Origin of the sequence: Streptomyces sp. NPDC018947, assembly GCF_044390505.1 — a bacterium.
GTDB lineage: Bacteria > Actinomycetota > Actinomycetes > Streptomycetales > Streptomycetaceae > Streptomyces.
On record NZ_JBIRZD010000013.1, the window covers coordinates 115377 to 134350 of the forward strand.

Annotated in this window: 14 protein-coding genes; 7 read left to right on the top strand and 7 right to left on the bottom strand. The window is 72.4% G+C overall.

Translation table 11 applies throughout. The features are described from left to right. Nucleotides 1-9: 9 nt before the first annotated feature. The 3 genes from cydD (at nt 10) to ACH499_RS24180 (ending at nt 6491) form a co-directional block, all read left to right on the top strand. On the top strand, nt 10-3519 hold the full coding sequence (cydD, locus tag ACH499_RS24170) for a thiol reductant ABC exporter subunit CydD (RefSeq protein WP_399018269.1): 3510 nt from the start codon (nt 10-12) through the stop codon (nt 3517-3519). A 103-nt stretch (nt 3520-3622) separates the two neighbouring features. Then, nucleotides 3623-5305, top strand: coding sequence for a GAF domain-containing sensor histidine kinase (locus ACH499_RS24175; protein WP_399018271.1), 1683 nt, complete (start codon nt 3623-3625; stop codon nt 5303-5305). A 148-nt stretch (nt 5306-5453) separates the two neighbouring features. Next, the gene (locus ACH499_RS24180; protein ID WP_399018273.1) at nt 5454-6491 is read left to right on the top strand and encodes a peptidoglycan DD-metalloendopeptidase family protein; all 1038 of its coding nucleotides are present in this window, start codon (nt 5454-5456) and stop codon (nt 6489-6491) included. Nucleotides 6492-6553: 62 nt separating this feature from the next. Here ACH499_RS24180 and ACH499_RS24185 read toward each other — a convergent pair whose 3' ends face one another. The 4 genes from ACH499_RS24185 to ACH499_RS24200 all read right to left on the bottom strand — a co-directional run bounded on the left by ACH499_RS24185 (nt 6554) and on the right by ACH499_RS24200 (nt 11055). Further along, the gene (locus ACH499_RS24185; RefSeq protein WP_399018275.1) at nt 6554-7441 is read right to left on the bottom strand and encodes a Cof-type HAD-IIB family hydrolase; all 888 of its coding nucleotides are present in this window, start codon (nt 7439-7441) and stop codon (nt 6554-6556) included. Between the two features lie 106 nt (nt 7442-7547). Beyond that, on the bottom strand, nt 7548-8450 hold the full coding sequence (locus ACH499_RS24190; RefSeq protein WP_356199027.1) for an LLM class flavin-dependent oxidoreductase: 903 nt from the start codon (nt 8448-8450) through the stop codon (nt 7548-7550). 173 nt (nt 8451-8623) lie between these two features. Continuing rightward, a complete protein-coding gene (locus ACH499_RS24195) occupies nt 8624-9187 on the bottom strand; it encodes an RNA 2'-phosphotransferase (RefSeq protein WP_399018277.1) in 564 nt (187 codons plus the stop codon). A gap of 110 nt (nt 9188-9297) precedes the next feature. Then, the gene (locus ACH499_RS24200) at nt 9298-11055 is read right to left on the bottom strand and encodes an SDR family oxidoreductase (RefSeq protein ID WP_399018279.1); all 1758 of its coding nucleotides are present in this window, start codon (nt 11053-11055) and stop codon (nt 9298-9300) included. Between the two features lie 309 nt (nt 11056-11364). On the opposite strand from ACH499_RS24200, the gene ACH499_RS24205 reads away from it, so the two are divergent. Genes ACH499_RS24205 through ACH499_RS24220 form a run of 4 tightly spaced genes read left to right on the top strand, consistent with a single transcriptional unit; the run spans nt 11365 to nt 14870 of the window. After that, nucleotides 11365-12327, top strand: coding sequence for an ABC transporter ATP-binding protein (locus tag ACH499_RS24205; protein ID WP_399018399.1), 963 nt, complete (start codon nt 11365-11367; stop codon nt 12325-12327). Next, nucleotides 12317-13231 carry an ABC transporter permease gene (locus tag ACH499_RS24210; protein ID WP_399018281.1) on the top strand — a complete coding sequence of 305 codons (915 nt, stop codon included), beginning with the start codon at nt 12317-12319 and terminating at the stop codon, nt 13229-13231. Before ACH499_RS24205 ends, ACH499_RS24210 begins: the two co-directional genes overlap by 11 nt. Continuing rightward, entirely contained in the window at nt 13228-14139 is a 912-nt protein-coding gene (locus ACH499_RS24215; protein WP_356199033.1) for an ABC transporter ATP-binding protein, read from the top strand. The genes ACH499_RS24210 and ACH499_RS24215 overlap by 4 nt, the downstream gene beginning before the upstream one ends. Nucleotides 14140-14150: 11 nt before the next feature. Beyond that, a complete protein-coding gene (locus ACH499_RS24220) occupies nt 14151-14870 on the top strand; it encodes an ABC transporter permease (RefSeq protein ID WP_356199035.1) in 720 nt (239 codons plus the stop codon). A 438-nt stretch (nt 14871-15308) separates the two neighbouring features. Here the strand turns inward: ACH499_RS24220 and ACH499_RS24225 are convergent, their stop codons facing one another. The 3 genes from ACH499_RS24225 to pheA all read right to left on the bottom strand — a co-directional run bounded on the left by ACH499_RS24225 (nt 15309) and on the right by pheA (nt 18936). Further along, complete coding sequence (locus tag ACH499_RS24225) at nt 15309-16148, bottom strand: HAD family hydrolase (protein ID WP_392832760.1); 840 nt, start codon at nt 16146-16148, stop codon at nt 15309-15311. Beyond that, on the bottom strand, nt 16145-17422 hold the full coding sequence (serS, locus tag ACH499_RS24230; protein ID WP_356199038.1) for a serine--tRNA ligase: 1278 nt from the start codon (nt 17420-17422) through the stop codon (nt 16145-16147). The genes ACH499_RS24225 and serS overlap by 4 nt, the downstream gene beginning before the upstream one ends. Nucleotides 17423-18003: 581 nt before the next feature. Next, nucleotides 18004-18936 (bottom strand): prephenate dehydratase, encoded by a 933-nt coding sequence (pheA, locus tag ACH499_RS24235; protein WP_356199039.1) that lies wholly within the window; start codon nt 18934-18936, stop codon nt 18004-18006. Between the last annotated feature and the right edge of the window lie 38 nt (nt 18937-18974).

The window sequence follows — 18974 nt, forward strand, 5'->3', positions numbered from 1 at the left end:
GTGTTTCACGTGAAACCGATCGATCCGCGTCTGCTGCGGTACGCCCGCGCCACCCGGCACTTCCTGGCGGCGGTCGTCGTCCTGGGCGCCGTCGGGGCCGGGTTGGTCGTCGCCCAGGCGATGCTCATCGCCGAGCTGGTGGTAGGCGCCTTCCGGCACGGTCTGGCGGCGGCCGAACTGCGCACCCCTCTGCTGCTGCTGGTGGCCGTCGCCTGCGGACGTGCACTGGTGAGCTGGCTCACCGAGCTGGCCGCGCACCGGGCGAGCGCGGCGGTGAAGTCGGAGCTGCGGGGGCGGCTGCTGGACAGGGCGACCGCGCTCGGACCGGGCTGGCTCGGCGGGCAGCGCACCGGATCGCTGGTCGCCCTGGCCACCCGCGGCGTCGACGCCCTCGACGACTACTTCTCGCGCTATCTGCCGCAGTTGGGGCTCGCGGTGGTCGTGCCGGTCGCGGTGCTGGCGCGGATCGTCACCGAGGACTGGGTGTCGGCGGCCATCATCGTCGCCACCCTGCCGCTCATCCCGGTCTTCATGATGCTGATCGGCTGGGCCACGCAGTCCCGCATGGACCGTCAGTGGCGGCTGCTGTCCCGGCTGTCCGGGCACTTCCTGGACGTGGTCGCCGGGCTGCCGACCCTGAAGGTCTTCGGCCGGGCCAAGGCGCAGGCCGAGTCGATCAAGCGCATCACCGGTGAGTACCGGCAGGCGACCATGCGCACCCTGCGGATCGCCTTCCTGTCCTCCTTCGCCCTGGAACTCCTCGCCACGCTCTCGGTGGCGCTCGTCGCCGTGACCATCGGCATGCGGCTCGTCCACGGCGACATGACCCTGTACGACGGACTGGTCGTGCTCGTGCTCGCGCCCGAGGCCTATCTGCCGCTGCGGCAGGTGGGCACGCAGTACCACGCGGCCGCCGAGGGGCTCGCCGCCGCCGAGGAGATCTTCTCGGTGCTGGAGACGCCCCGTCCCGCCCAGGGGAACGGGCCGGTGCCGGCCGACGGCACCCTGACGTTCGGCGGCGTGAGCGTGCGCTATCCAGGGCGTTCCGCGGACGCCGTGTCGGCCGTGAGTCTGGACGTCGCGCCAGGGGAGACGGTCGCGCTCGTCGGACCGAGCGGCGCGGGCAAGTCGACGCTCCTCCACGCCCTCCTCGGCTTCGTGAGCCCGAGCGAGGGACGCATCAGCATCGGCGGGGCCGACCTCGCGGACATCGATCCGGCCCAGTGGCACTCCCGCGTCGCCTGGGTGCCGCAGCGCCCGCACCTGTTCGCGGGCACCGTCGCCGAGAACGTCCGGCTGGCCCGGCCCGAGGCGGACGACGACGCCGTGCGGCGAGCGCTGCGCGACGCCGGGGCGCTGGAGTTCGTGGACGCGCTGCCCGACGGCACGGGCACCGTGCTCGGCGAGGACGGCGCCGGGCTGTCCGCCGGCCAGCGGCAGCGGCTCGCGCTGGCCCGGGCGTTCCTCGCGGACCGGCCGGTGCTGCTCCTCGACGAGCCGACGGCCGCCCTGGACGGTGCGACGGAGGCCGAGGTCGTCGCCGCGGTGCGCCGACTGGCGGCCGGACGGACGGTGCTGCTGGTGGTGCACCGGCCGGCCCTGCTGGAGATCGCCGACCGCGTGGTGCGGCTGGAGGAGCCGGCCCCCGCACCCGTGGCGGACGGGACCCCGGCGCCCATGGCTGACCGCCCGGCGGAGCAGGCGCCCGGGGCCACCGCGCCGGCTCCCCCCGCCGACGCGGCCTCCGGGGAAACGGCGTCCGGATCCCCGGCCGGCGTCCTCGCCAGGGTCCGTGCCATGTCCGGCGCCCGGCGCGGGCGGCTCGGACTCGCGCTGTTCCTCGGCAGTCTCGCCCTCGGCAGCGCCGTCGGGCTCATGGCCACCTCCGGGTGGCTGATCTCCCGGGCGTCCGAGCAGCCCCCGGTGCTGTACCTGATGGTGGCCGTGACGGCGACGCGCGCATTCGGCATCGGACGGGCCGTCTTCCGCTACGCCGAGCGGCTCGTCTCGCACGACGCCGTGCTGCGGATGCTGGCCGAAACCCGGGTCGCCGTGTACCGGCGGCTGGAGCGCCTGGCGCCCGCCGGTCTGCGCCATCGCAGGCGGGGCGACCTGCTCTCCCGGCTCGTCTCGGACGTCGACGCGCTTCAGGACTACTGGCTGCGCTGGCTGCTGCCCGCCGGTACCGCGGTGGTGGTCTGCGCCGCGTCGGTCGGCTTCACAACCTGGCTGCTGCCGGAGGCCGGTGCCGTGCTCGCCGCCGGACTGCTCGCGGCCGGAGCCGGCGTCCCGATGGTCACCGGTGCCGTGGCGCGGCGGGCGGAGCGCAGGCTGGCCCCCGCCCGCGGTGTCCTGGCCACCCGTGTCACCGACCTCCTCACCGGCACCGCCGAGCTGACCGTCGCCGGTGCCCTGCCGCGGCGGGCCGCCGCGGCGCGCCGGGCCGACGGCACGCTCACCCGGATCGCCTCGCGTGCGGCCACGGCCACCGCCCTGGGTGACGGCCTCGTCGCGCTGATCTCCGGTCTGACCGTGGCGGGCGCCGCGTTCACCGGGGTCCAGGCGGTCGCCGACGGCCGGCTCTCCGGTGTGGCCGTGGCCGTCGTGGTGCTCACCCCGCTGGCCGCCTTCGAGGCGGTCCTCGGACTGCCGCTGGCCGTGCAGTACCGCCAGCGCGTGCGCAGGAGCGCCGAGCGGGTCCACGAGGTGCTCGACGCGCCCGAGCCCGTACGGGAGCCCGAGCAGCCGCGGCAGGCACCCGCGTCCCCGTTCCCGGTCGTCCTCAAGGGGCTGGCCGCACGTCACCCCGGGCAGGACCGGGACGCCCTCGCGGGCCTCGACCTGACCCTGGCGGAAGGCCGCCGCATCGCCGTGGTCGGGGCGTCGGGGTCCGGCAAGACGACGCTGGCGCAGGTGCTGCTGCGGTTCCTGGACGCGGGCGCGGGTTCGTACACGCTGGCCGGTGTGGACGCCGGTGCCCTGGCCGGTGACGACGTACGGCGGCTGGTCGGGCTGTGCGCGCAGGACGCGCACCTCTTCGACAGCTCGGTGCGGGAGAACCTGCTCCTGGCCCGCAGGGACGCGACCGAGTCCGATCTGCGCGACGCGCTGGCGCGGGCCCGTCTGCTCGACTGGGCGGACGGTCTGCCCGACGGCCTGGACACGTTGGTCGGGGAGCACGGGGCCCGGCTGTCCGGTGGCCAGCGGCAGCGGCTGGCCCTGGCCCGGGCGCTGCTCGCCGACTTCCCCGTCCTCGTACTGGACGAGCCGGCCGAGCACCTGGACCTGCCGACGGCCGACGCCCTCACCGCCGATCTGCTGGCCGCCACCGAGGGCCGTACGACCCTGTTGATCACGCACCGGCTGGCCGGCCTGGAGGCGGTGGACGAGGTGGTCGTGCTCGACGGGGGCCGGGTCGTGCAGCACGGTCCTTACGCCGAGCTGCGGGCTGTGCCGGGGCCCCTGCGGACGATGGCCGAGCGGGAGGCGGTGTCGGAGCTGCTGGCGGCAGCGCGGTGACCGTGGGCGCGGGGCGGACGCACGCCCCGCCCCGTACGGCGGTGCGACCGGTGGATCAGCATTCCGACTTTCCTCAATAAAACGCGCTCATTAGGCTCGGTTCATGTCCGAAGTCCCGCCCTCCTGCCCCCCTCCGTCCCACGACGGGGTCCCGGCCGGGCTTCTGGCGCGGATGCCGAAGCTGCTGGAGGCGATGCGGTCGGTCGGCAGCGGACTGGAACTGCACTCCACGCTGAACCGGATCTGCGAGACGGCGGCCGATCTCGCGGACGCCCGGTACGCGGCCATCGGCGTCGTCGCCGAGGACGGCGACGGCCTCGCCGAATTCGTCCACCACGGGATGGACGAGGCCACCGTGCGGCGGATCGGCCACCTTCCCGACGGGCGCAAGGGCCTGCTGGGCGCGCTCATCCGCGACCCGGAGCCGCTCCTGCTCACGGACCTCGCCGACGACCCGCGCTCCTGCGGATTCCCCGAGCACCACCCGCCGATGCGCAGCTTCCTCGGCGTGCCCATCCGGGTGCAGGGCGACATCTTCGGAAACCTCTACGTGAGCGACAAGCGCGACGGCGAGCCGTTCAACGACTACGACCTCGCCATGGTCCGCGTCCTGGCCACGGAGGCCGGCATCGCCATCGGCAACGCGCGGCTGTACGAGTCCGCGCAGCAACGGGAGCGCTGGATCGACGGCTCGGTCGCCGTCACCACCGCGCTGCTGTCCGGCGGCGACACCGACGACGCCCTCCAGGTCGTCGCCGAACAGGCCCGCCGGCTCTCCGGAGCGGCCGCGGGGATCGTGCTGCTGCCCGCCGACGGGGGCGGTCTGGAGATCGCCGCCGTCGCGGCGGAGCGGCCCGCGGACGCGCTGGGCGCGGTCGTCCCGCCCGACAACGGCGTCGTCGCCGAACTTCTCGCCGGGCACGCCGTGTTCGTCGACGACGCGGCGACCGACCCGCGTCTGGAGGCCGGACCGGTGCGCGCCTACGGACCGGTCATGCTGCTGCCGCTGTGCAGCGACGGGCGGGTCCTCGGCGGTCTGGTCATGCCCCGCGCACGGGGCGAGCGCGCGTTCACGCGGACGGAGCGGGTGCTCGGCGGCCAGTTCGCCGCGCAGGCCGCGCTGGCCCTGATGATGGCCGAGGCGCAGCGCGACCGGGAGCGGCTCGCCGTGTTCGAGGACCGTGACCGCATCGCCCGGGACCTGCACGATCTCGTCATCCAGCGGCTGTTCGCCACGGGCATGATGCTGGAGAGCGCCCAGCGGCGGTCCCCCGTCCCAGAGGTGCGCGACGGGGTCGGCAAGGCCGTCGACGAACTCGACGTCACCATCCAGGAGATCCGCTCGGCGATCTTCGCCCTGAGGCAGCCCGCCGAGGCTCCCGCGGGCCTGCGCACCAGGGTGCTGCGCGAGATCACCATGGCCGCCGTACCACTCGGCTTCACGCCCTCGTACCGTTTCGTCGGACCCGTCGACGCCGCCGTCGGGGACCTGACCGGGAAGAACCTCATCGCCGCCCTGCGCGAGGCGCTGTCCAACGCCTTCCGGCACGCACGGGCCACCCGGATCGAGGTGGTCGTCGACGCCCGCGCGACCCTGTCCGACGGACGGCCGGGCGTCCGGCTGACCGTAGCCGACGACGGTGTCGGCATCGCCGGGGGCGGCCGGCGCAGTGGTCTGCGCAATCTGGAACGCCGTGCCGAGAGCCTGGGCGGCGTCAGCGGGACCGGGCCGGGCATCGGCGCGGACGGCGGGGGGACGACGGTGCTGTGGGAGGCACCGTACTGAGGCGGCGTCACGCGCCGTTCCGCGAGGCGGCGTCACCCGGGTCGTTGCCCCGTGTGCAGCAGTCGCGGTGGGCCGTGTGCAGCAACCGGTCCCCCGCCCGTACGACCCGGACAGGACCGCGCCCCGTTTCCGGGCCACGATCGCTGACATGCGCTCACGCCGTCGCCGTCCACTGCTCGTCACGGTCCTGCTGTGCGCGCTCGCCGTGCTCGCGGCCCGCCCCACGGACTCCGGCGGCGGCTCCGGCACCGCCGGCGCGCAGGTGGCACGGCTCTACGAGGAGGCGGCCAGGGCGACCGAGCAGTACGAGCGGGGCCGGCGCGAGGCCGAGTCCCAGCGGTCGAAGGCGCAGCGCTACGAGGAACTCCTCGACCGGCAGCGGCGGGAGATCGCCGCCACGCGCGAGGAACTGGGCACCATCGCCCGCGCCCAGTACCGCAGCGGCGGTGGTCTCCCGCTGACCGCGCGGATGATCCTCGCCGAGGACGCGGACGAGCTGATGCGCGGTCAGCACGCCCTGCGGCGGGCCGACGCGGCCGTCGACAGGGCCCTCGGGAAGAGCCGGCGGGCCGAGGCCCGGCTCGCCGCCGACGAGGCGCGGGCCACGGCCGCCTGGCAGGCGCTGGAGAAGCGGAACGGTGAACTCGCGGATCTGAAGAAGAAGATCGAGGGGAAGCTGCTCGCGGCGCGGACGCGGCTGGAGGGCGAGGCGGACGCGTCGGTGGCGGCAGGCTCCTGTCCGGGTGCGGTCCGCCTGGACCAGCCGGAGCCGCGCTCCAAGCGGAAGTGGGTCGTACCCGTGGAGTCGTACGAGCTGTCGGCGTCGTTCGGCAGCGGCGGGACGCGGTGGGCGAACCGCCACACCGGGCAGGACTTCGCGGTGCCGGTCGGGACACCGGTACGGTCGGCCGGCGCGGGGCGGGTGGTGAAGGTGTCGTGCGGGGGTGCCTTCGGCATCCAGGTCGTCGTCGAGCACCCGGGCGGCTACTACACCCAGTACGCCCATCTCGCGGCCGTCGCCGTCGACCAGGGGGAGCGGGTCGAGGCCGGTCGGTGGATCGGGCAGTCGGGCAGCACCGGTAACTCGTCCGGTCCGCACCTGCATTTCGAGGTGCGGGTCACTCCGGAGATGGGTTCGGCCCTGGACCCGGTGCCGTGGCTGGCACAGCGAGGGGCGCCCGTGTGACCGGACGGGACATCCTCCGCTTCCGGCCCGCCCGAGCCCGACGCCCTTGTCCCCGCGGGGCGTTACGGCATCTCCGCCAGGATGCGCTCGATCACGACCGCCACCCCGTCGTCGTTGTTGGCGACCGTCCGCCCCGAAGCGGCGGCGATCACGTCCGGGTGCGCGTTGCCCATGGCGTACGACTGTCCCGCCCAGGTGAGCATCTCGACGTCGTTCGGCATGTCACCGAAGGCGACGACCTCCTCGTGCGAGATGCCGCGTTCGGCACAGCAGAGGGCGAGCGTGCTGGCCTTGGAGACGTCCGGGCCGCTGATCTCCAGCAGGGAACTGGGGCTGGAGCGGGTGACGTTGGCGCGGTCGCCGATGGCGAGGCGGGCCAGGGTGAGGAAGGCGTCGGGCTCCAGGTCGGGGTGGAAGGCGAGGACCTTGAGGACCGGCTCGTCGGCGGCGGGCGCGTCCGGCGCCAGCAGCTCCTCGGCGGACGCGAAGGCGTCGGGGACCTCCATGTGCATCCGCGGGTACGCCGGTTCCTGGCGGAAGCCGTAGGTCTGCTCGACCGCGTAGAGGGTGCCGGGCGCCGCGTCGCGCAGCAGCCGGACGGCGTCCAGCGCGTTCTCGCGGGCCAGCTCCCGGACCTTCACGAAGCGATGGGCACCGGGGCCGCCGTGCAGGTCGACCACGGCGGCCCCGTTGCCGCAGATGGCGAGGCCGTGTCCGTGGACGTGCTCGCTGACGACGTCCATCCAGCGGGCCGGGCGCCCGGTGACGAAGAAGACCTCGACGCCCGCCTTCTCCGCGGCGGCCAGTGCGGCGATCGTGCGCGGGGAGACCGACTTGTCGTCGCGCAGAAGCGTGCCGTCCAGGTCGGTGGCGATCAGTCGCGGGCGCACGGCGGCGGCCGGAGTCTCGGGCTGTCGGGTCGCTGAGGTCACCCGGCCATTGTCACGCATATGCCCGCACGCTTGTGGCGGAGTCCGCACATCTGTGAGGCACGGCTCTCATCGGGTGTCACCTCTCCTGCCATCGGACCGTCCCGTCCGCACATTCGGCATCCTGTCACCGGAGCTGCGAGGGCGCCTCCATGGCGATCTTCTCGAAGACCTTGTCGTCCGTGGCGAAGTCCGACCCGGGGATCGGCCAGTGCACGACGATCTCGGTGAAGCCCAGTTCCTGGTGGCGTCCGGCGAAGTCCACGAACGCGTCCACGGACTCCAGCGGGCGTGCGCGGTCCGGCGTGAAACCGGTGAGCAGCACCTTGTGGAGCTCGCCCACGTCACGGCCGATCGCGGCGCAGGCGTCGGCCAGCTTCTCGGCCTGTCCGCGCAGCGCACGGACGGACTGCTCCGGGGTGCCGTTCTCGTACAGCTTGGGATCGCCGGTGGTCACCCATGCCTGGCCGTACTGCGCGGCCAGTCGCAGGCCGCGCGGGCCGGTGGCCGCCACCGCGAACGGCAGCCGGGGCCGCTGGACGCAACCGGGGATGTTGCGCGCCTCGTGGGCCGAGTAGAAGTCGCCCTTGTACGACACGGCCTCCTCGGTGAGCAGCCGGTCGAGGAGCTGGAGGAACTCGGCGAACCGGTCGGCCCGCTCGCGCGGCGTCCACGGCTCCTGCCCCAGCGCGGTGGCGTCGAAGCCGGTGCCGCCCGCTCCTATGCCCAGCGTGATCCGGCCACCGGAGATGTCGTCGAGGGAGATCAGCTCCTTGGCGAGCGTCACCGGGTGGCGGAAGTTCGGCGAGGTCACCAGCGTGCCCAGGCGCAGCCGCTCGGTGACGGCCGCGGCGGCGGTGAGCGTCGGCACGGCGCCGAACCACGGGCCGTCCCGGAAGCTCCGCCAGGACAGGTGGTCGTAGGTGTACGCGGCGTGGAAGCCGAGCTGCTCGGCACGGGTCCAGGCCGAACGTCCGCCGTCGTGCCAGCGACGGTACGGGAGGATCACGGTGCTCAGACGCAGACTCATGCCGCCGAGCCTATGCGGGCGACCGGGTTTCACGTGAAACGTCCAGGTGGGTTTCACGGGAAACGCCTGCGGCGCCCCTCCGTGATCTGGACCTCACCGGCGCGAGCCGACGCGAGGGAGGTGGCAGCGGCACGGCTCGGGGGCCGGTGCTTCATGCCGACGATCACGCCGGGTCAGTGAGGACCGGGGAAACGGAGGTAGCGAGGAGGCACGGCCTCGGTCAGCCAGACACCGTTCGCGCTGACGCGGAAGACATGGCCGTCGCCGTGCATGGCACCGGCGTCCACCGAGAGCACGACGGGACGGCCGCGGCGGGCGCCGACCCGCGTCGCGGTCTCGCGGTCCGGGGAGAGGTGCACGTCGTGCCGGTTCATCGGCCGCAGGCCCTCGGCGCGGATCGCGTCGAGCACGCGGGCCACGGTGCCGTGGTAGAGGTACGGAGGCGGCACCGCCTCGGGCAGCCCGAGGTCGACGTCGACGGTGTGGCCCTGGCTGGCGCGGATGCGGGTGCCCTCGACGGCGAAGCGCCGCTTGTCGTTGGTGGCGACCACGTGGTCCAGCTCCTGCCGGGTGAAGCGGAAGCCGTGCGCGGCGGCGGCCGCGATCAGCGTGTCGATCTCCACCCAGCCGGCCTCGTCGAGCGTGAGCCCGATCCGGTCCGGCCGGTGCCTCAGATGCTTCGACAGGTACTTGGACACCTTCACGGTGCGCCTGTCGTCCCATGGTTCTTCGTCCATGCGACCAGCGTGCCGGGAGAGACGCGCATCACGCGATCGGTTTTGCCGCCGAGGTTTGATCCACAGGGGCAGGGGGTTGTCCACAGGCGCCTGTGCCGTTCCTGTGGAAACTACAGCGGCGGCGACACCCGGGCGAGCCTGCGCAACGCTCCCGGCAGGAACCGCGACATGAGGTGTGCGCCGCGTGCCTCGGGTGTGACGGGGACTACGGCCCGGTCGTGCACCACGGCCTCCAGGACCGCGCCTGCGACCTTCTCCGGCGGGTAGTTGCGCAGCCCGTACAGCCGGGCCGAGCGCTGCTGCCGCCGCTTCTCCTCGGCCGCGTCGGCCCCGGCGAAGCGTGCCGTCGAGGTGATGTTGGTGTTGACGAGGCCCGGGCAGATCGCCGTGACGCCGATTCCCTCCCCGGCCAGTTCGGCCCGCAGGCACTCGCTGAGCATGAGTACGGCCGCTTTGGAGGTGCTGTAGGCGGGTAGCACCTTGGAGGGCTGGAAGGCCGCGGCCGAGGCGATGTTGACGATGTGGCCGCCCTGGCCGCGTTCGGTCATCTGCCGGCCGAAGAGGCGGCAGCCGTGGACCACACCCCACAGATTGACGTCGAGGACCTTCTTCCAGTCGTCCGGTGTGGTGTCGAAGAAGGAGCCCGACAGGCCGATCCCCGCATTGTTCACGAGGACGTCCACCACGCCGTACCCCGAGGCGACCCTGTCCGCCAGCTTCTCCATGGCCTGCTCGTCGGAGACGTCCACGGTCTCGGCCCAGGCTTCGGGTGCGCCGGCCAGCCGGGCCAGCTCGGCGGTGCGGGCGGCGGACCCGGCGTCCCGGTCGACGGCCACCACGCGGGCACCCGCCTCGGCGAACGCGAGCGTCGTCGCACGGCCGATGCCGCTGCCCGCCCCGGTGACCAGGACGAGCTGCCCGCCGAAACGGTCGGCGTGCCTCCCGCTCGCCGCCACCTCGGTCCGCCCGCTCTCGACGGCCCCGACGAACTCCGTGATCCAGTCCGCCAGCCGGTCGGGCCTGGTGCGCGGCACCCAGTGCTTGGCCGGCAGTGTGCGACGCGTCAGCCGCGGCGCCCACTGCTCCAGCTCGTCGTAGAGGTGCTCCGACAGGAACGCGTCCCCGAGCGGCGTGATGAGCTGGACGGGCGCGTGCGCGTAGGCGTCGGCGCGCGGATGGCGCAGCCGGGACCGGACGTTGTCCCGGTACAGCCAGGCTCCGTGGGCGGCGTCCGTCGGCAGGGACGGGGTCGGGTAGTCGCCTCCGGGCACCTTCTCGACGCGGCGCAGGATACCCGGCCAGCGCTTGCCGAGGGGGCCGCGCCAGGCCAGTTCGGGCAGCACCGGGGTGTGCAGCAGGTAGACGTACCAGGACTTGGCGCCCTGGCCGAGGAGCTGGCCCACCCGGCGCGGGGTGGGGCGCCCGACGCGGCGGCCGATCCAGTGGCCGAAGTGGTCGAGGGACGGGCCCGACATCGAGGTGAAGGACGCGATCCGGCCCTCGGTGCGCTTGACCGTGACGAACTCCCAGGACTGCACCGACCCCCAGTCGTGGCCGACCAGGTGGACGGGCCGGCCGGGACTGACCGCGTCCGCCACGGCCAGGAAGTCGTCCGTCAGTTTCTCCAGCGTGAACCCGCCGCGCAGTGGGCTCGGCGCACTCGACCGGCCGTGCCCGCGGACGTCGTAGAGCACCACGTGGAACCGGCCGGCGAGGCGGGCCGCCACCTCCGACCAGACCTCCTTGCTGTCGGGATAGCCGTGCACCAGGACGACCGTCGGATTCCCGGCGTCTCCCAGCTCCGCGACGCACAGCTCGACTCCGCCCGTCCGCACCCGGCGTTCCCGCGCACCGTCCAGCACCGTCATGCCCTCCTCCGCCCGCCCAGCCCTGCACCTCCCGCCCGAGCGAGCGCGGAGGAACCCCGTGATGGCGCCCCGTTGCACCCGCCTTCGCGGGTACGCGCCGGCCGTGCTGCTCGCCGGTCGCGCGACGTCGCCGAATCTCCCAGCTGTTAGACCCGTCGTCAATAGGATGCTCCGCGCGACCGGGAAGCCTCTCCCTGGCTCTCAGGTACGGCATCCCCTACGGGCCCGTAATACTCGAGACGGACCCGAAGACGGCTCTCCGGTCTGACGACCCGAGTGGCGGGCGTCACTACTGTCGTGGATGTGACTGTGATCGCGACCGAAAGCCTGAGCAAGCGGTTCCCCCGGGTGACCGCGCTCGACCGCCTCTCCGTGGACATCGGACCCGGTGTGACCGGACTCGTCGGCGCCAACGGCGCCGGCAAGTCCACCCTGATCAAGATCCTGCTGGGTCTGTCCCCCGCCACCGAGGGCCGCGCCGAGGTGCTCGGTCTCGACGTCGCCACGAAGGGCGCCGCCATCCGCGAGCGGGTCGGCTACATGCCGGAACACGACTGCCTGCCGCCCGACGTCTCGGCCACCGAGTTCGTCGTCCACATGGCACGCATGTCCGGCCTGCCGCCCACCGCCGCCCGCGAGCGCACCGCCGACACCCTGCGCCACGTCGGCCTGTACGAGGAGCGCTACCGCCCCATCGGCGGCTACTCGACCGGCATGAAGCAGCGCGTGAAGCTCGCCCAGGCGCTCGTCCACGACCCGCAACTGGTCTTCCTGGACGAGCCGACCAACGGCCTCGACCCGGTCGGCCGCGACGAGATGCTCGGCCTCATCCGCCGCGTCCACACCGACTTCGGCATCTCGGTCCTCGTCACCTCCCATCTCCTCGGCGAGCTGGAGCGCACCTGCGACCACGTGGTCGTCGTCGACGGCGGCAAGCTGCTGCGCTCCAGCTCCACCACCGACTTCACCCAGACCACGACGACCCTCGCGATCGAGGTCACCGACACCGACGAGCACCCCGACGGCACCCGCGCGGTCCGCGAAGCGCTCCAGGCACGCGGAGTGACCGCCGAGGACGGCAGCGGCCTGCCCGGAGCCGGCCACGTCCTGCTGCTCAGCGCGTCGGGCGACGAGACGTACGACCTGGTGCGGGACGTCATCGCGGACCTCGGCCTCGGCCTGGTGCGCATGGAACAGCGCAGGCACCACATCTCGGAGGTCTTCAAGGACGACGACGCAGCACGGAAGGAGGCGGTCCGCCATGGCGACTGAACAGCCCCTGGCGCCGACCGCGATGCCGGGCGACCAGACCCGCATCCACAACATCGGCTACCGCAGCTACGACGGCCCCCGCCTCGGCCGCGCCTACGCCCGCCGCTCCCTGTACTCGCAGTCCCTGCGCGGCTCCTACGGCCTCGGCCGCTCGGCCAAGTCCAAGGTGCTGCCGATGCTGCTCTTCGTGGTGATGTGCCTGCCCGCGGGCATCATGGTCGCCGTCGCGGTCGCCACCAAGGCGGACGAACTGCCCCTGGACTACACGCGCTACGCGATCGTCCTCCAGGCCGTCATCAGCCTCTTCGTCGCCGCGCAGGCACCCCAGTCCGTCTCGCGCGACCTGCGCTTCAAGACCGTGCCGCTGTACTTCTCGCGGCCCATCGAGACCGCCGACTACGTCCGGGCGAAGTACGCGGCCCTGGCCTCGGCGCTGTTCATCCTCACCGCCGCGCCCCTGCTGGTGCTCTACGTGGGCGCCCTCCTCGCCAAACTCGACTTCGCGGACCAGACCAAGGGGTTCGCACAGGGACTCGTCTCCGTGGCACTGCTCTCGCTGCTCTTCGGCGGCCTCGGCCTGGTCATCGCCTCGGTCACCCCGCGCCGCGGGTTCGGCATCGCGGCCGTCATCGCCGTCCTGACCATCACCTACGGCGCGGTCTCCACGCTCCAGGCGATCGCGGACGTCCAGGACAGCACCGGATCCATCGCCTGGATCGGCCTCTTCTCGCCGATCACCCTCATCGACGGGGTGCAGTCCGCCTTCCTGGGCGCCACGTCCTCCTTCCCCGGCGGGGTCGGCCCGAGCACCGCGGAGGGCGCGGTGTACGTCCTCGTCACCCTGGGCCTGATCGCCGGTGCCTACGGGCTCCTGATGCGCCGCTACAAGAAGGTGGGACTGTGACCACGCTGAACATCGACCACGTCTCCCGCTGGTTCGGCAACGTGGTCGCCGTCAACGACATCACCATGACCATCGGCCCCGGCGTCACCGGCCTCCTCGGACCCAACGGCGCCGGCAAGTCCACCCTGATCAACATGATGGGCGGTTTCCTCGCCCCCTCCACCGGCACCGTCACCCTCGACGGACAGCAGGTGTGGCGCAACGAGGCCATCTACAAGCACATCGGCGTCGTCCCCGAGCGGGAGGCGATGTACGACTTCCTCACCGGCCGCGAGTTCGTCCTCGCCAACGCCGAGCTGCACGGCCTGGGCGCCAAGGCCGCCCAGGAAGCGCTCGCCACCGTCGAGATGGAGTACGCGCAGGACCGGAAGATCGCCACGTACTCCAAGGGCATGCGGCAGAGGGTGAAGATGGCCTCCGCCCTCGTCCACCAGCCCTCGCTGCTCCTGCTCGACGAGCCGTTCAACGGCATGGACCCGCGCCAGCGCATGCAGTTGATGGACCTGCTGCGCCGCATGGGCGACGAGGGGCGCACGGTGCTGTTCTCCTCCCACATCCTCGAAGAGGTCGAACAGCTCGCCTGGCACATCGAGGTCATCGTCGCCGGACGCCATGCGGCCAGCGGCGACTTCCGCAAGATCCGCCGCCTGATGACCGACCGGCCGCACCGCTACCTGGTGCGCTCCAGCGACGACCGGGCACTCGCGGCGGCGCTGATCGCCGACCCGTCGACCTCCGGCATCGAGGTCGACCTCGCCGAAGGCGCCCTGCGCATCCAGGCCGTCGACTTCGGCCGGTTCACGGCCCTGCTGCCGAGGGTCGCCCGCGACCACGGCATCCGGCTGCTCACGGTCTCGCCGTCCGACGAGTCCCTCGAGTCCGTCTTCTCGTATCTCGTCGCGGCGTAGGAGGCCGAAGAATGTACGACCCCACAGTCGCCCGGCTCACCTACCGGGCCCTGCTCGGCCGCCGCCGGGCCCTCATCCTCGGCGCGCTGCCCCTGCTGCTGCTCGTCATCGCCGTGGCGGTGCGTGCCCTCGCCGGGGCCGACGACCAGACCGCGGCGAACGTACTGGGCGGGTTCGCCCTCGCCACGATGGTGCCGATCATCGGTGTCATCGCCGGCACCGGTGCCATCGGCCCCGAGATCGACGACGGCTCGGTCGTGTACCTGCTGTCGAAGCCGGTCAAGCGGCCGACGATCATCTTCACCAAGCTGATCGTCGCCGTCGCCGTGACCATGGTCTTCTCCGCCGTGCCCACCCTGATCGCCGGCCTGATCCTCAACGGCAACGGCCAGCAGGTCGCCGTCGCCTACACGGTCGCCGCGCTGGTCGCCTCCATCGCCTATGCCGCGCTCTTCCTGCTGCTGGGCACGGTGTCCCGGCATGCGGTGGTCTTCGGTCTCGTCTACGCCCTCGTCTGGGAGGCCCTGTTCGGATCCCTGGTGCCGGGTGCCCGCACCCTGAGCGTCCAGCAGTGGTCCCTGGCGGTGGCGCAGAAGATCGCCGACGGCAACCTGGTGACCTCCGACGTGGGGCTGGCGACCGCGACGGTGCTGCTGGCGGCCGTCACGGTGCTGGCGACCTGGTACGCCGGCCAGAAGCTCCGGTCGCTGACGCTCGCCGGAGAGGAGTGACCGGGATCCACGCCCGGCGAAGCCTCGGCCTCGGCCCGGTCGCACCGGGCCGAGGGCTTCTGGGAAACGCGCCGTACGTCCGCTTTTAATCGGTGGCGCCCAGCTTGCCGTGACGGCAGTGTGAGGGGTGCACGAGGCCGGCCGGCGCCGGCGCACGGGCGGCCGCTTCGAGCACGCGGGAAGCCTCGCGTGGGCCTGCCCGAGGGGACACCGGCGCCGCCCGGGCCGTGCGGTCGCGTCTGCGCGGCGCGACGGAACGGGTCAGCCGAACCGGCGTCCGGCCACGTCAGCGGTTCCCGGCGCGGGCAGGCCCCCGGCCATGTCCGTCAGCCCAGGCCCCGGCCACGACAGCCGGCGGGCATCTGCTCCCGGCCCGGCAACGGCGGTACCACCGCCCCGTAGCCCCGTAGCCCCGTAGCCCCGTAGCCCCGTCGGCCGTCAGCCCGACAACCGCTCCAGCACCACGGCGATCCCGTCCTCGTCGTTCGAGGACGTCACCTCGTCGGCCACGGCCTTCAGCTCGTCGTGGGCGTTGGCCATCGCCACGCCCCGGGCGGCCCAGCCGAACATCGGGACGTCGTTGGGCATGTCCCCGAAGGCGATCGTGTCCGCGGCCTTCAGACCGAGGCGGCGGGCCGCCAGCGACAGTCCCGTGGCCTTCGACAGGCCGAGCGGGAGGAGCTCGACGACGCCCGCACCGGCCATGGTGACCGTGACGAAGCCCCCGGCTGCCTGCCGGGCCACCTCGGCCAGCTCGTCGTCCGAGAGGGTCGGATGCTGGATGTAGATCTTGTTCAGCGGCGCGGACCACAGGTCCGAGGCGTCGGTGAACGGCAACGCCGGAAGATGGCCCCCGACCTCGTAGCCCGGCCCGACCAGGACGTCACCGTCCAGGCCGTCCCGGCTCGCCGCCAGGTACAGCGGACCGGTCTCCGCCTCGATCTTGGCCAGCGCCACCCCGGCGAGCTGCCGGTCCAGCGTGACCGAGGTCAGCAGACGGTGCTCACCGGCGTGGTAGACCTGCGCGCCCTGACCGCAGACGGCCAGCCCCTCGTAGCCCAGGTCGTCCAGGATGTGCCGGGTCCAGGGCACGGCACGGCCGGTGACGACGATGTGCGCGGCACCCGCCGCGGTGGCCGCGGCGAGCGCGTCACGGGTGCGCTGCGAGACCGAGTCGTCGGAACGCAGCAGCGTCCCGTCGAGGTCGGTGGCGATCAGGCGGTACGGGAAACCCCCGGTGGAGCCGGCGTCGGCCGCGGCGGTGCCGGTGTCGCTCACTTGGCCACCGGCTCCAGGACCTCCCGGCCGCCCAGGTACGGGCGCAGGACCTCGGGCACGCGCACCGAGCCGTCGGCCTGCTGGTGGTTCTCCAGGATCGCCACGATGGTGCGCGGTACGGCGCACAGGGTGCCGTTGAGCGTCGCGAGCGGGCGCACCTTCTTGTCCTCGCGGACGCGGATCGACAGCCGTCGGGACTGGAACTCGGTGCAGTCCGACGTCGAGGTCAGCTCGCGGTACTTGCCCTGGGTCGGGATCCACGCCTCGCAGTCGTACTTGCGCGAGGCCGAGGCGCCGAGGTCGGCCGAGGCGACGTCGATGACGCGGAACGGCAGCTCCAGCGACGTCAGCCACTGCTTCTCCCACTCCAGCAGGCGCTGGTGCTCGGCCTGCGAGTCCTCGGGGAGGACGTAGGAGAACATCTCGACCTTGTCGAACTGGTGCACACGGAAGATGCCCCGCGTGTCCTTGCCGTGCGAGCCCGCCTCGCGGCGGAAGCAGGGCGAGAAGCCGGCGTAGCGCAGCGGCAGCCGGTCGGCGTCGATGATCTCGTCCATGTGGTACGCGGCGAGCGGCACCTCGGACGTACCGACCAGGTACAGGTCGTCCTTGTCGAGGTGGTAGACGTCCTGCGCGGCCTGGCCGAGGAAGCCGGTGCCGGCCATGGACTGGGGCCGCACCAGCGCCGGGGTCAGCATCGGGGTGAAGCCGGCCGCGGTGGCCTGGGCGATCGCTGCATTGACGAGGGCGAGCTCAAGGAGCGCGCCGACGCCGGTCAGGAAGTAGAAGCGCGAACCGGAGACCTTGGCGCCGCGCTCGACGTCGATGGCGCCGAGGAGCTGACCCAGCTCCAGGTGGTCCCGGGGCTCGAAGCCCTCGGCGGCGAAGTCGCGGTGCGTGCCGTGCGTCTCCAGCGTGACGAAGTCCTCCTCGCCACCGACGGGGACGTCGGGGTGGACGAGGTTGCCGAGCCGCTGGAGCAGTTCCTGGGTCTCGGCGTCGGCGGCGTCGCGCTCGGCGTCGGCCGCCTTGACGTCGGCGGCGAGCTGGCTCGCGCGCTTCAGCAGTTCGGCCTTCTCGTCCCCGGTGGCCTTGCCGATGAGCTTGCCGAGGCCCTTCTGCTCGGCGCGCAGCTCGTCGAAGCGGACGCCGGACGACCTGCGCCGTTCGTCGGCGGACAGGAGGGAGTCGACGAGCGCGACGTCCTCTCCACGGGCGCGCTGCGACGCGCGCACACGGTCGGGGTCCTCACGGAGCAGGCGAAGGTCAATCACGCGGTCAAGGCTACCGGTGCGCGGTGTCGGCTCTCGACTCCGTATTCCCGGTCGCCGTCGCGCCCGCACCGCTATGGGGGGAATGTGCTTTCTGCTCAGGCCTGTCAATAAAAGGCGTTCCGTTCCCCGGAACGACGCGGACGTGTGCGTCGGGTTGACTCGATTCCCTTGCTCGGAGCGGCACTTGGGGTCTCGCTGTCCACAGGAGTCCACAGGAGGGAAAAGTTATCCACAGGCTGTGTGCAAGTTCTGTGGACTCCGGAAGTGATCATTCCTAATCCGGCGGGCGGCAGCATGAAGGGCGAAGGATTTGCGTCCCAAACCCTCTGTGCGCCCACTTTCGAGTGAAAACGGGCCACTCCGGAGGAGAGAGGGCAAGAAACAGGTGAACGAAGGGTGACCTGGGCACCTGTGGGCGGAGTGGGTGTCCGTGGGGTGATTTGTCGATCAACGGGGCTTCGTTGTCGACTTGTCCCCAGGTCGAGAAGCAGACCTGTGGATAACTTCTGTGGATAACTAAAAGCGGCAGATACGAAGGACCCGCGGGCCGGAAAGCACTCCCGACCAGCGGGTCGGGCTCGTCAGAACCGGCCGTCCTGGCATCGCGCCACCCAGTCGGCAGCCGCTGTGAACTCCTCGTCGGACGTGCCCCGCCGCAGGGGGTCCACCTCCGAGGGAGCGATGTCCGCGCGAGGGTAGGACCCCAGGTACCGCACCTGGAGGCAGATCCGCTTCAGGCCCATCAGCGCCTCGGCGACCCGCCGGTCGGAGATGTGGCCCTCGGCGTCGATGCAGAAGCAGTAGTTGCCGATGCCGGCGCCGGTGGGCCGGGACTGGAGCAGCATCAGGTTGATGCCCCGGGTGCCGAACTCGCCGAGCAGGTCACGCAGCCCGCCGGGGTGGTCGTCGCGCTGCCAGAGCACGACGGACGTCTTGTCGGCACCGGTCGGGGCCGCGGGACGGGCGGGACGGCCCACGAGCACGAACCGCGTCTGGGCGTTCTCGGCGTCGTGGATCCCGGACTCCAGCGCCACCAGCCCGTACCGCTCCGCGGCGAACTCGCCCGCGAAGGCGGCGTCGTACCGGCCCTCCTGCACGAGACGGGCGCCGTCCGCGTTTGAGGCGGCCGACTCCCAGGTCACGTCGGGCAGGTGTGCCTTCAGCCAGTTGCGCACCTGGGGCTGGGCGGCGGGGTGGGCGGTGACCGTCTTGATGTCGGACAGCTTGGTGCCGGGGCGGACCAGCAGCGCGAAGGTGATGGACAGCAGCACCTCGCGGTAGATCATCAAAGGCTGGCCGGCGACCAGCTCGTCGAGGGTCGTGGTGATGCCGCCCTCGACGGAGTTCTCGATCGGCACGAACGCGGCCTCGGCCTCGCCCCCGCGCACGGCGTCGAGCGCGGACTGCACGGACACGTAGGGGACCAGTTCGCGGGTGGCCGCTTCCGGAAGCGTGCGCAGGGCGACTTCGGTGAACGTGCCTTCAGGACCGAGATACGCATAACTGGCGGGCATGAGCTCACCCTAATGCGCCGTGCCGTGACCCGGCGCAC

Excerpts from the sequence above, each read along its gene's own strand:
- ACH499_RS24185 (WP_399018275.1), bottom strand. The coding sequence starts at position 7,441 with ATGCGTGACAATGGCCGGGTGACCTCAGCGACCCGACAGCCCGAGACT.
- ACH499_RS24200 (WP_399018279.1), bottom strand. The coding sequence starts at position 11,055 with ATGACGGTGCTGGACGGTGCGCGGGAACGCCGGGTGCGGACGGGCGGA.
- ACH499_RS24190 (WP_356199027.1), bottom strand. The coding sequence starts at position 8,450 with ATGAGTCTGCGTCTGAGCACCGTGATCCTCCCGTACCGTCGCTGGCAC.
- ACH499_RS24220 (WP_356199035.1), top strand. The coding sequence starts at position 14,151 with ATGTACGACCCCACAGTCGCCCGGCTCACCTACCGGGCCCTGCTCGGC.
- ACH499_RS24210 (WP_399018281.1), top strand. The coding sequence starts at position 12,317 with ATGGCGACTGAACAGCCCCTGGCGCCGACCGCGATGCCGGGCGACCAG.
- ACH499_RS24175 (WP_399018271.1), top strand. The coding sequence starts at position 3,623 with ATGTCCGAAGTCCCGCCCTCCTGCCCCCCTCCGTCCCACGACGGGGTC.
- ACH499_RS24180 (WP_399018273.1), top strand. The coding sequence starts at position 5,454 with ATGCGCTCACGCCGTCGCCGTCCACTGCTCGTCACGGTCCTGCTGTGC.
- pheA (WP_356199039.1), bottom strand. The coding sequence starts at position 18,936 with ATGCCCGCCAGTTATGCGTATCTCGGTCCTGAAGGCACGTTCACCGAA.
- ACH499_RS24195 (WP_399018277.1), bottom strand. The coding sequence starts at position 9,187 with ATGGACGAAGAACCATGGGACGACAGGCGCACCGTGAAGGTGTCCAAG.